We start from the raw sequence: 12598 nt of genomic DNA, 5'->3' as shown, positions 1-12598 counted from the left end.
GGACAAGGAGAGACCGATGACCAAGAAGATCCCGCCAACGCACCCTGTCACCCCCGGAAGCGTCTGGCGTGACCGCGGCGACCTGTTCGGCACGCGCACGCTGCGAGTGGAGCGCATCGAGGGCGAGCGCGCCGTCTGCATCACGCTCACCAACTCCTACGAGGTGCAACGGCAACTCACCCTGGCCGCCCGATGCCCCGAAGGCAGCCCGTTCAGCAACACCCGCGACATGCGCGGCTTCACCACGCGCATCCTGCTGGACCGGTTTCGCCCCACCGCCAGCGGCTTCGACTTCATCACCGCCGCCGTCGAGACCCCCGACCACACGTCGTTCCCGATTCGTCCTGTACGGGGCGCGGCCCCCACTCCGCCAAGAACAGTGGCCGCGCCCCGCAACCCCGCCCGATCCAACACGCACGAGGTGACCTCATCATGACCGACATCCCGACCGACACCAACGGCCACCACCCCACCGCGCCGCCCCCGGACCTGACCGCCCTGCCCCAGCAGCGGACCGCGCCGGATGGGGACGGGCCGCGCGCCGAGGTGGTATCCCTCGACACCGCCCGCGACCGCCGCCACCCCTACCCGCCTACCGACCCCACCGACCCGGCCGGCCTGGATTCCGCGGCCGGCGCGCCGGGGGACGGCCCGGTGTTGGAGGGCGAAGTTGTGCGGGTGGATCGGCCCGGCGAGGTGGACCGCGATTGGCTGGCTGACCTGGAGGTCAAGGCCAAGGAGCGGCGCCCGATCGTGCCGCTGTGGCTGCGCTCGCGTACCGAGGCCCTGTCCACCTTGAAGTGGGTGGGTGCGCACTATGCCTACGTGGCCGGCTACCAGCTCACCCGCACCCCCAAGTACGCCGCCAAGCTCGCCGCCCGCTCGCCGCGCGGCGCGGCGCGTTTCATCGGTGGTGCGGTGCGCTGGACTTTCGACCTGGAAGGCGAGCCGGTACGGCGCTCCGCGGTGGAAAAGGCCGACCCCGAGGCATACCTGAAACTGAGCCGTCAGCGGGACTCGCGGGTGCGGCTGCGCGTCTGGGTCGCCGGGATCGCCCTGGTTACCCTGCTGCTCGCCGCCATCCTCATCACCACTGCACCCACCATCGCCCAATGGAGCGCCCTGGCCCTGGCGCTGGGATTGCTGGGCGCGCTCGGTGCGCCGGCCGATCGGCCGCTGATCGACCGCACCGTCATCCCGACCGCCCGCGAAAAGCTCACCTCTGACGTCGTGATCCGCGCCCTCGGCGCGCTTGGCAACGCCGCGATCAACCAGGCCATCGCCAAGAATCCGCGCGAGGGCATCAAGTTCGTCGCCCCCATCACCCGTGACGGCCCCGGCTGGCGCGCTGACGTCGACCTGCCCTACGGGGTCACCGTCGCCGAGGTGATGGACCGCCGCGACAAGCTCGCCTCCGGACTGCGCCGCCAGTTGGGCTGTGTGTGGCCCGAGGCAGTTCCCGACCAGCACACCGGCCGGCTCATGCTGTGGGTGGGCGACCAGGACATGAACAAGGCCAAGCAGCCCGCCTGGCCGCTCATGCGCACCGGAGCCGCGGACCTGTTCAAGCCCACCCCGTTCGCCACCGACCAGCGCGGCCGGTTCGTCGGACTGACCCTGATGTTCGTCTCGGTCATCATCGGCTCCATCCCCCGGATGGGAAAGACGTTCCTGCTGCGCCTGCTGGGCATCATCGCCGCCCTCGACCCGCGCACCGCCCTGTACCTGTTCGACCTCAAAGGCACCGGCGACCTGTCCCCGCTCGCCCCCTGCGCGCACCGCTACCGCGCCGGCGAAGAGGCCGAGGACATCGAATACGGCCTGTTGGCGATGCGCGAACTCAAAGACGAGCTGCGCCGGCGAGCGAAGGTGATTCGGGACCTGCCGCCGGACCTGTGCCCGGAAAACAAGGTCACCCCCCAGCTGGCCAGCACCAAGCACCTCGGTTTGCACCCGATCGTGATCGAGGTGGACGAATGCCAGGTGTGGTTCGAACACCCCACTCATGGTGAGGAGTTCGAGGCCATCTGCACCGACCTGGTCAAGCGCGGCCCCGCGCTGGGCATGGTGTTGATCCTGGCCACCCAGCGCCCCGACGCCAAAAGCCTGCCCACCGGCATCTCAGCGAACGCGGTGGTGCGGATGTGCCTGAAGGTCATGGGCCAGACCGAAAACGACATGGTACTGGGCACCTCGTCATACAAGAACGGCATCCGCGCCACCATGTTCTCCTTCTCCGACAAGGGCATCTGCTACTTCGCCGGCGAGGGCGACGCCGCCCGCATCGTCAGAGGCGTCTACATCGACGCCCCCGCGGCCAAGGCCATCGCCGCCCGCGCCCGCACCGCCCGCGAGCAGGCCGGCACCCTGTCCGGCTACGCCCTCAACGAGGAGACCGCACCCGAGACGGGACCGTCGTTCGATCTGCTGGCCGACATCGCCGCGGTGGTGCACGAGCCGAAGGTGTGGAACGAAACCGTGGTGGCGCGGCTGGCCGAGCTGCGCCCGGCCATCTACGGGCCGTGGATGGAGCTGGAAGACGACGCTCGCCCGGCTCAGCTCACCACCGCGCTGAAGCCCTACGGCGTCAAGACCGGCCAGGTATGGGGCACCCCGACCGAGGGCGGCAAGGGCGGCAACCGGCGCGGCATCACCCGCGACGACATCCTCAAAGCCATCACCGAGCGTGACGGAAAGAAGGGGTTCGGGACCGCTTCCTGACCCGCCGGGGACCGCTAGGTCTAGCACTACAGCCCGCTAGACCTAGCACCCCCGCTAGCACCCCACCCGCTGATCTACCAGCAACCTAATGCCCTAGCGCCCACCTGCACAAAGCCCTGAAAACGGCCCTGGAGGCCACCGTGACCCCCCTCATCGTCCTACTAGGACTCTGCCTACTCGTCATCACGCTCGGTTACATCCTCTGGTGCGCTGCCTCCCCCTGGGGGACCTGCACCCGGTGCCGTCCCGGCGGCAAGAACCGCACCTGCCGCGCCTGCAACGGCACCGGCATGCGACCCCGCCTCGGCTGGCAACTGTTCGTCTACCTCACCCGCTTCTACCGCGACCACACCCGCTAACCCGCTCGGATCGGAGCACCCACCCATGACCACCCCACCCGCCACCACCCGCACCGTCGCCCTTCTCCTGACCCTCACCGCCGCCCTCACGCTGACCGCCTGCCAGCCCACCCAGCAGGCATGCGCCGCCACCGGCGCGACGGTGGCCACCCCGCCCGAGCCGATCGAAGACGGTACCTACCGCGACGGCTCCAACGACGACAGCGAGGAGGTTCCTCCGGAGCCGACCGAGGACGGCAGCTACCGCGATGGCAGCGAGCAGGAGGCCGAGCAGGCCGACGTCCCGCCCGAGCCCGACGAGCACCAGAACGAGGACGACGCGAGCAGCTGCTGACCCCGACCTGATCCGCCACCCCACTCACTTCCAGGAGATCCCGCCATGTCCACCCCGGACACCACCACCGCCCGCCCGACCTTCACCACCACTGCCTGCGTCCTGGCCAGCTGCTACGACTGCGGACACACCCTCAGCTACGACGGCTACGACGGCGGCAAGGTGCATTTCCCCACCGCCGACGCCGCCCGCGGCGACCTCGAAGCAGAGGGCTGGAGCCGCGCCCACGACACCGAGCCCAGCAGTCAGGACATCCCAGACGCCGCCGAGCGGTGGCGCTGCCCCTCCTGCATCGTCAAGCGCACTTGCGCCACCTCCGGCCACCTGCCCTACACCGTCGGCGCGTGGAGCAACCCGCGCACCGGCGTTGAGCACCTTCCCTGGCAGCTGTGTGAGCGGTGCGACGCCGAACTGACCGCGCCCGTGAGCCTCAACCCGCCCACCGACTACCCCACCGAAACGCCCACCCACGAGGAGCTGTACTGGGACCGCGCCGGCCTACCTGAGGGCGCCGACCTGGCCGAGGCCGCTCAGGTGCTGATCCGGCAAGCCGACACGATCGGCTGGCTGAACCGCTGGGACGCCTACCTCACCACCCACCCCGACGCCACCGTCCCCGGCAACGGTCAGCTGCTCGACATCCCCGCCGGCATCGCCGCCGCCGACCGGCTCATCACCCTGGCCACCGCACTGCGCGACCGCCTGACCCACGCCACAATCCCGGCCACCACCACGCACATGGCCATCACCAACGCCCCCCACTGACCAGCCAACCGGCGACTTCTAGACGGGCGCGCACCGACGTGGCCAACCGCCAAGTCAATCCACACCGGGCGCGCCCGCCCACCTCAACCGATCAACCAGCCCAAAGGCCAGATGAAAGAGGCACACCCATCATGACGCCCTTCCTCACCCACCCGACGCCCCTCATCGCCTTTCCCGCCCGAGCCGAGCAGGCGGCATGAGCGCCCCCAACCGTGAAGCCGCGCGCCGCATTCTGCTGACCGGCTCGCGCACCTGGACCGACACCGAAACGATCCGCACCGCCCTGGCCGAGCACTGGGGCAATGGGAGCGCCGTCCTAGTCACCGGTGCCTGCCCGCGTGGTGCCGACGCCATCGCTGAAACCCTCTGGGCCGAGCAGGGCGGGCACGTCGAGCGCCACCCCGCCGACTGGGACACCCACGGCAAGCGCGCCGGACTGCTGCGCAACGCCGACATGGTCGCCCTCGGCGCCACGGTCTGCCTGGCCTTCATCCGCGACGCCAGCCCCGGTGCTACCCATGCCGCCCGTCTGGCTGAGCGCGCCGGCATCCCCGTCCACCGCTACCCGCACCCGGAAGGGAAACCCGACGTGGCGAACACCGCACTGAGCACCGATCTGCTCCGCTACGCGCTGGCTGCCGCCGCTCGCGGCTGGCATGTCTTCCCGCTCACCCCCCGCGACAAGCGCCCCGTGCGCGGGTTCACCGACTGGGAGCGCCACGCCACCACCGACCCCGACCACATCCGCCGCCTCTGGTCGCGGGCGCCGTTCAACATCGGCATCGCCTGCGGCCCGTCCGGGCTGGTGGTGCTCGACCTGGACATGCCCAAACCCCGCCAGGCACCCCCGCCGGCCTGGCACCTGCCCGGCATCTGCGACGGCTCCGCCGTCCTCACCCGCCTGTGCGAGCAGGCCAAGCAGGAACGCCCGGACGACACCTTCACCGTGCTGACCCGCCGCGGTGGCGCACACCTGTACTTCACCGCCCCCACCGCAGTGCAGCTACGCAACACCTCCGGTGCGCTGGGCTGGCTCATCGACACCCGCGCATCCGGCGGCTACGTCGTCGGCCCCGGCAGCTACGTCCACCTTCCCGACGGCGCCGGCGGCTACCACGTCATCGACTCCCGCAACCCCGCACCCCTGCCCCACTGGCTCACCACCCGACTCACGCCCCCCGACCTGCCGCCGGCCAGCCCCGCCTCGGCGCCCCCGCCCGGCCAGGGCCAGCGGCCCACCCGCTACGCGCTGGCCGCGCTGCACAACGAGGTGCAAAGGGTGAAGACCACCGCGCCCGGTAGCCGCAACCACACCCTCAACACCGCCGCGTTCGCCCTGGGCCAGCTCATCGGCGCCGGCCTGCTGCCCCGCCCGCTCGCCGAAGACGCCCTGCACGCCGCCGGACAAGCCGCCGGCCTGCCCGCCTGGGAAGTGCTGCCCACCGTGCGATCTGGTCTGGACGCCGGCCAGCGCCGCCCCCGGCACGGCGCAGCATGACCACCCCCCGCACAGTGACCGGCGCTACCGAGCGCGAGTTCACCCAGGTGCGGCATGTAGTCATGATGAGCGGCGGTATCGGCTCCTGGGCCACCGCCCGCCGCGTCATCGCCCAGCACGGCGCCGCCTCCACTGTGCTGCTGTTCGCCGACACCTTGGTTGAAGATCCCGATCTGTACCGGTTCCTCGACGAGGCCGCCGCTCAGCTTGGTGCCCGGCTGGTGCGGGTGGCTGATGGCCGTACCCCCTGGCAGGTCTTCCAGGACGTGCGCTTCATCGGCAACTCCCGCGTCGCCCCATGCAGCAAGTACCTCAAGCAGGTGCCCTGCCGCCAATGGCTCGAAGCCCACGCTGACCCGGCTACGACCACGGTGTATGTCGGTATCGACTGGACCGAGACCCACCGCCTACCAGCGATCGAGGCCGCTTACCGACCCTGGGCCGCCCGCGCCCCGTTGTGTGAGCCGCCGTATGCCAGCAAAGACGAACTGATCGCTGAGGCCAACGCCGTTGGCCTGGCCACGCCGCGCTTGTATGAGCTGGGCTTTCCGCATAACAACTGTGGCGGCGCATGCGTGCGCGGTGGCCAGGCGCAATGGGCGCACCTGCACAACGTCAACCCCGAACGCTTCGCCACCGAGGAAGCCCACGAACAACAACTGCGCGCCCACCTCGGCAAAGACGTGGCCGTTCTACGCGAGCGCATCGGTGGGGTTACCTACCCGTTGCCGTTGATTGAGCTGCGTCAGCGCATCACGGGCGGCGCCGTCGATACCAACGACTGGGGCGGATGCGGCTGCTTCACCGAAACCGACACCAAGACCGAGGCCGCGAGTGCGACGGAGAGCCCTGTGCAGCCAACCCCGCCTCCTCCTGCCATGCCGGCCGGCTACCGACAGCCCTGGGACAAGCCGGTTCCCCTCGGTGCCCGCGGCGCGCTGCCCGTCTTTCCCGCCTACGTCTTCCCGCCCTGGCTGGCCGAATTCGTCACCGCACTGGCCGACGAAACCCAGACCCCGCCCGACCTCGCCGGCTGCATCGCCCTGGCCGCCGTCTCTACCGCTGCCGGCGGGCGAGCCATGGTCAACGTCCGCGGTACCTGGAGTGAGCCGGTCAACATCTACACCGTGGTCGCCATGCCCCCCGGCAGCCGCAAAAGCCCAGTTTTCCGGGCACTCGTCACCCCGCTGCTGGCCGCCGAGAAACTCCTCCAAGAGCAGATCAAACCGCAGATCACCGAAGCCCGCATCGCCCAGAAAGTCGCCCAAGAAGCCGCCGAGAAAGCCACCCACAAAGCCACCACCGCCCGCGGCGACAGCGCCCCGACCGCGCTGGCCGAGGCTCAAAGCGCCGCCCTGGCGGTGGAACACATCACCGTCCCAATCGCCCCTCGGCTCGTCAGCGACGACGCCACCCCCGAAACCGCCACCACCCTGCTCACCGAACAAGGCGGACGCCTGGCCGTGCTCTCAGCCGAGGGCGGCATCTTCGCCACCCTCGCCGGCCGCTACTCCGGCACCCCGAACCTCGACCTCTTCCTCAAAGGCCACGCCGGCGATTTGCTCATCGTGGATCGGCGCGACCGCCGCGAACGCGTCGACAACCCCGCCCTCACCCTCGGCCTGGCCGTCCAACCTGAGATCATCACCGAACTCGCCAAATCACCCGGTTTTCGCGGCAGAGGACTGCTGGGCCGCATCCTCTACAGCCTGCCGCCCTCCAACGTCGGATACCGCCGCATCGACTCACCCCCCATCCCCGACCTGGTCTCCGCCGCCTACGCCGCGAACCTGGAACGGCTCGTGCTGACCATGCACGGCTGGGAAGACCCCGCCCGCCTCAACCTCAGCCCCGAAGCGGTTGAGCTGTTCACCGCCCAACGCGAACGCACCGAACCACGGCTCCGACCCGAAACCGGCGACCTGGGACATATCGCGGACTGGGCCGCCAAATTCGACGGCGCCGTAGCCCGCCTCGCCGGCCTGCTGCACCTGGCCGGCCACATCGACGACGGATGGCGCCGCCCTATCGGAGGCGACACCATGGCCGCCGCCATGGAACTCGGCGAATACTTCACCACCCACGCCCTGGCAGCCTTCGACGCCATGGGCACCGACCCCGACCAAGAAGCCGCCCGCACCCTCCACGAATGGCTCACCCGCACCCGCTCCGAACGCTTCACCGTCCGCGAGGCATTCACTGCTCTCCCGCGTAGCCGCTTCCGTAAGGTCGCCGACCTCGAACCTGCCCTCGACTTGCTAGAGCAGCTCGGTTGGATCCGCCGTGAGCCCGAACCGCCTCGCCTTGGCCCCGGCCGGCGTCCTTCCCCGCGCTACGTCGTCCACCCCGACCTGTGCCACCCATAAGGAGACACCACCTATGGCTACGGCCAACCCCAGTAAGAAACTCACCGTCCCGGAAGTCTGCGAAGAGCTCCGGATTAGCCGAAGCACCTTCTACGACTGGCGCGCAAAGGGACGCGCACCCAGGTGCATCACGCTCCCGAACGGGAGTCTTCGCGTCCGCCGTGCTGACCTGGACCGCTGGCTGAACGAGCGAGAGGATCTCGCCGCCTGATGAACAACACCACTTATGACGTCCGCTTCTGGAAGACCAAGACCTACAAGGGCAAGAAGGTCACCACTCACACCGTTCGGTGGGTTGTGGGAGGCAAAGAGCGGAAGGAGCCGTTTCGCGCGGCGGCACAGGCTGAGAGCTTCCGCGCTCGTCTGATGACGGCCGCTCGCGCCGGTGAGGCATTCGATCTGGGGACGGGGCTGCCGCTCTCGTGGCGCCGTGAGGAATCCGCCCTGAGCTGGTACGCCTTCACGGTGGCCTATGTGGACATCAAATGGCCTTACGCCTCGCCCAACCACCGCCGTGGAATCGCCGAAGCACTCACCGACGCCACCGAGGCGCTTTTCACCAGTGAGAGCGGCGCGCCGTCGCGGGACGTATGCCGCGCTGCCCTGCGCTGGACCTACAGCACCCGCGTGCGGAACAACGGAGGGCCACCCGCTGATCTTTCCGAAGCACTTCGCTGGCTAGAACAGCACACCATCCCGCTCACTGCGTTTAACGAGCCTGGCAAGGGGGCTGTGCTCGCGCGGGGGGTGTTGGACAGGATCAGCCGCACGAAAGCCGGGGAATTGGCCGCAGGCAACACGGCGAATCGCAAGCGGATGGTGCTCAACAACGCGATGGAGTACGCCCGAGAGATTGGAGCACTGCCGGCCAATCCGCTCAAGGCCGTGAAGTGGACCCGACCTCGGACTTTGACTGCGGTGGACCCTCGCACGGTCATCAACATCGAGCAGGCCCGACGCTTCCTCACCTCCGTGCGGAAGCACAGCGGACGTGGGGAACGCATGGAAGCGTTCTTCGGCTGCATGTACTACGCCGCGCTCCGCCCGGAGGAAGTTGTGGATCTCCGCCGCACGCACCTGGTGAGCCTGCCCGATGATGGTTGGGGAGAGATGCGGCTCACCAACGCCGAGCCACGAGCTGGAAGCCGCTGGACCAACAGTGGCCAGCCGCGGGAGCGGCGCGCGCTCAAGCACCGCGCGGAAGGCGAGACGCGCCCGTTGCCGATCCATCCTGAGTTGGTCGCTCTCCTGCGAGCGCATCTCAAGCGGTTCGGCACCGGCCCGGATGGGCGCGTCTTCGTTGGCCCCCGGGGTGGACAGATGACCGATCGCGCCTATCTCAAGGTCTTCCACGAAGCCAGGGCCGCGGCCTTCACCATGGAGGAGGCCGCTTCACCTCTCATGGAAGTGCCGTACACCCTTCGGCATGCCGCCGTCTCCACGTGGCTCAACGCCGGCGTTCCAGCGCCCCAGGTCGCCGAGTGGGCTGGCCACAGCGTGGATGTCCTGTTGCGGGTCTACGCCAAATGCATCCATGGACAACAAGCGGAGGCCATGCGTCGCATATGGGATGCTACGAAGCTTTAAGAGAGCGGCGAGAATGTGAAGAGATGCCCGGCAAACGGGCGAGCCATGGATGCCACAGGGCTGCACTTAGTCCTTCCAAGGCTGACGCGACGGCGAGAGCTTCAGGGCCATCAGGCAGAAAACTTGCGTCTTCGCCATCCGGTCCCGGCGCCTCCACCATCACATCGCGAGCCGCCTCAGATGCACGGACGTAGCGTTGCACGACAGGCCGTGGGACACGCGCAACGAGAGCAGCCGCCTCCAGCGCGGCCAACGCACGTTTGTAATCTTGGTATGGCTGTTCTAGCCACCGAAGCGCCTCAACATCGGCTATGCGTTCACGCACCACCGCCCGCGCCTCACGCCGTTCTTTCGACTGGGTGATCTGCGGAGCGATCACCCCTCCGATAAGGGCAGCAACCAGGCTGCTTACCACCTGTAACCAAGTCGCCATCAACCCACCTTCCCACGCCGCTCCGAGCAAGTTAACCCAAAACGATCAGGCGTGGCTGGCGTTCTAGGGACGCCTCCTTGGCCCGCGAAACTTGGCCGCGTATTAGCCGCGACGAGCCGTAGCTACCCGTTGAGAGCCGGGGACAGCCGGACATACGAGAACAGCCCCCGCACCGCGTTTTCGCTGGTGAGAGGGCTGTTTCTGCTGGTGTGGCAGGTGCAGGACTTGAACCTGCGTAGGCTGAGCCGACGGTTTTACAGACCGCTCCCTTTGACCACTCGGGCAACCTGCCATGTCTTCCGCTTGCGGCGGCGACAGGAAGAAGAATAGCGGACTTCCGGGTGTGACGTGACATCGACGGAGGGCACCTCCGGATACCCGCTCCTATCAGGACTTTCGTTGCGTATGTCACCGCTTGCACCGGTGTCGTCTGGGGAACCTGGGGAGGGAGTGACGCCGGAGGCACCGCGGCGCCGGGGTGGGACAGGGCTCGTTGGCAGGAGCGTCTGAGGAATGGCCGGGAGGTGGCGTGGGGGGAGCGGAGGAAGAGGGACACGCCAGGGTGAGCGGGAGGGCGGGAGTGGAAATAAGACACGCCGGGGCGGGACAGCGCCCGCTGAGGGTGGGACGGGGACATGCTGCCGCCTCGGCATCGGCGGGAGATGCTGGCTAGGCTGATCCGTTACGTACGCGTCTACCGAACCGGCTCGCGGGCGCCGCCGCGATTCGAGGTCCGTGGCCTCCGGGAGCCGGGTAGCGATTCATAGTTCTAGCAGGTCAGAGGGGATTGTGCTTTGGCGGATTCATCGTTCGACATCGTTAGCAAGATCGACCACCAGGAGGCCGACAACGCGCTGAACCAGACGGTCAAGGAGGTCGGGCACCGATTCGACTTCAAGGGCACCGGCGCGACCATCGCCTGGTCGGGCGGTCAGAAGGCCGTTGAGATCAAGGCTAACAGCGAGGAGCGCGCCAACGCGGTCCTCGACGTCTTCAAGGACAAGCTGATCAAGCGGGGACTCTCCCTCAAGATCCTGGACGCGGATGAGCCCAGGCTGTCCGGCAAGGAGTATCGGCTTCTGGTGACCCTCAAGGAGGGCATCGACCAGGAGAACGCCAAGAAGATCTCGAAGATCATTCGCGATGAGGGGCCCAAGGGCGTCAAGGCCCAGATCCAGGGCGAGGAACTGCGAGTGAGCTCGAAGAAGAGGGACGAACTGCAGGAGGTCATCGCCCTTCTCAAGGGCAAGGACCTGGAGATCGCCCTTCAGTTCTCGAACTACCGCTAACAGAAGCGAAAACAAGGCTCTGACCTGTGGTTTCAGCGGCGATGGCCTACCTGAACGGCAGACCACCGCGCGGGCGAACCCCTCTGAATCTCACCCCCGTGCAGGTCCTAGAGGGCGAGGGTTTCCGGGTCTACGGCGTTGGCCATGGCCTGGGCGCCCTTGTCGTTGAGGTGTATGCCGTCGCCGCTGTCCAGGGCGGGGTGGATGTAGTCGGGCGCCTCGGGGTTCTCGACGGCTCGGGCCACGTCGAAGACGGCGTCGAAAGTGTCGGTGGTACGGATCCAGTCGTTCACCTCGCGTCGGGCGGTGAGGCTCTCGGGGGTGCTGATTCCGGGATAGACGGCGCCCGCGAAGGGGCCGATGGTGGCGGCGAGGATCTTCAGGTCGGCCGTGTGGGCGCGGTGGGCCAGGGCCGTGAAGCCCTCGATGAGGGCATCGGAGGTGACGGGAGGCTCGCCGGACATGCCGGGGAGGCCGAGGTCGTTGATACCGAAGTGCACCAGGACGTGGGTCAGGCCGGGAATCGAGAGGACGTCGCGGTCGAAGCGCGCCAGCGCGTGCTCGCCGATCTCGTCCCGCAGTAGGCGGTTTCCAGCGATGCCCTGGTTGACGACCCATCCCCGGTTGAGGCGCCGGTTGAGGACGTCCACGGAGCGATTGTTCGCGCCGATCGTGGAGCCGACCCCTTCGAACCAGGAGTCGCCGAACGCCACGGCGATCGAGGTGTCGTCCGGGGTGAGCACGTCGACACCCGAGACGTAGAACCTGGCTTCCACCCGCTCGGCCTCGGGCAGTACGGGAGAGGTGACGTGGTTCCCGCCGACGATGTGAGCGGTCTCCATGGGCCGGTGGGAATAGGTGGCCAGGCCTGTCTCCTCGGGGAGGTAGAGGCTGAGGAACAGGTCGGCACCGGAGGCGACGGGGAGATCCACCGGGTCGCTGGCGACCTCTTCTCCCGGCGGGATGGTGAGCTTATCGGCGCCGTCGAAGGTGAGCGCGGCCTGCCTGTGCCCGGTGGCGGCCGTCGCGGCGGCGATGGTCAGGGGGGTACGGCCGTAGAGGTTCGTCAGGCGTACGCGGAGGCGTTCTCCGCCGCCGGCCATGTGAAGCACCTGACGCACCGTCTGGTCGGCGAAGCCGCGCGGTTCGGTGAGCTGGATCTGCTCGTAGGGACTGATCACGGCGGTGCGGAAGCCGGCTGTCCAGATCATGCTCGCTCCATTGGTCGTCATGGGGAATGTCGCCG

At 68.2% G+C, this 12598-nt stretch carries 11 protein-coding genes and 1 tRNA gene; 10 read left to right on the top strand and 2 right to left on the bottom strand.

Translation table 11 applies throughout. The features are described from left to right. Positions 1-16: 16 nt before the first annotated feature. From OG587_RS11010 to OG587_RS10970, 9 genes are all read left to right on the top strand, one after another. Complete coding sequence (locus tag OG587_RS11010; RefSeq protein WP_329089342.1) at positions 17-436, top strand: hypothetical protein; 420 nt, start codon at positions 17-19, stop codon at positions 434-436. Further along, positions 433-2721: a cell division protein FtsK gene (locus OG587_RS11005; protein ID WP_329089340.1), complete on the top strand. Its 2289-nt coding sequence runs from the start codon at positions 433-435 to the stop codon at positions 2719-2721. The genes OG587_RS11010 and OG587_RS11005 overlap by 4 nt, the downstream gene beginning before the upstream one ends. A 140-nt stretch (positions 2722-2861) precedes the next feature. After that, complete coding sequence (locus OG587_RS11000; protein WP_329089337.1) at positions 2862-3080, top strand: hypothetical protein; 219 nt, start codon at positions 2862-2864, stop codon at positions 3078-3080. 25 nt (positions 3081-3105) lie between these two features. Continuing rightward, complete coding sequence (locus OG587_RS10995; protein ID WP_329089335.1) at positions 3106-3414, top strand: hypothetical protein; 309 nt, start codon at positions 3106-3108, stop codon at positions 3412-3414. 45 nt (positions 3415-3459) lie between these two features. Further along, positions 3460-4179 (top strand): hypothetical protein, encoded by a 720-nt coding sequence (locus OG587_RS10990; protein ID WP_329089333.1) that lies wholly within the window; start codon positions 3460-3462, stop codon positions 4177-4179. A 196-nt stretch (positions 4180-4375) separates the two neighbouring features. After that, on the top strand, positions 4376-5677 hold the full coding sequence (locus tag OG587_RS10985) for a bifunctional DNA primase/polymerase (RefSeq protein ID WP_329089331.1): 1302 nt from the start codon (positions 4376-4378) through the stop codon (positions 5675-5677). Then, positions 5674-8043, top strand: a complete 2370-nt coding sequence (locus OG587_RS10980) for a YfjI family protein (RefSeq protein WP_329089330.1) — start codon at positions 5674-5676, stop codon at positions 8041-8043. The genes OG587_RS10985 and OG587_RS10980 overlap by 4 nt, the downstream gene beginning before the upstream one ends. Before the next feature lie 13 nt (positions 8044-8056). Continuing rightward, positions 8057-8254: a helix-turn-helix transcriptional regulator gene (locus OG587_RS10975; RefSeq protein ID WP_329089328.1), complete on the top strand. Its 198-nt coding sequence runs from the start codon at positions 8057-8059 to the stop codon at positions 8252-8254. After that, positions 8254-9630 (top strand): tyrosine-type recombinase/integrase, encoded by a 1377-nt coding sequence (locus OG587_RS10970; protein ID WP_329089325.1) that lies wholly within the window; start codon positions 8254-8256, stop codon positions 9628-9630. The genes OG587_RS10975 and OG587_RS10970 overlap by 1 nt, the downstream gene beginning before the upstream one ends. A gap of 643 nt (positions 9631-10273) precedes the next feature. On the opposite strand, the gene OG587_RS10965 is transcribed toward OG587_RS10970, so the two are convergent. Continuing rightward, positions 10274-10355, bottom strand: a tRNA-Tyr gene (locus tag OG587_RS10965). 502 nt (positions 10356-10857) lie between these two features. Between OG587_RS10965 and OG587_RS10960 the strand changes: the two genes are divergently transcribed. Then, complete coding sequence (locus OG587_RS10960) at positions 10858-11352, top strand: YajQ family cyclic di-GMP-binding protein (protein ID WP_329089323.1); 495 nt, start codon at positions 10858-10860, stop codon at positions 11350-11352. A gap of 107 nt (positions 11353-11459) precedes the next feature. Here OG587_RS10960 and OG587_RS10955 read toward each other — a convergent pair whose 3' ends face one another. Next, positions 11460-12563: an SGNH/GDSL hydrolase family protein gene (locus OG587_RS10955; protein ID WP_329089321.1), complete on the bottom strand. Its 1104-nt coding sequence runs from the start codon at positions 12561-12563 to the stop codon at positions 11460-11462. Positions 12564-12598: the final 35 nt, after the last annotated feature.

Source organism: Streptosporangium sp. NBC_01469, assembly GCF_036227305.1.
GTDB lineage: Bacteria > Actinomycetota > Actinomycetes > Streptosporangiales > Streptosporangiaceae > Streptosporangium.
Note: the sequence above shows the minus strand (reverse complement) of the source record. Positions and strands in the feature narration are given on the sequence as shown.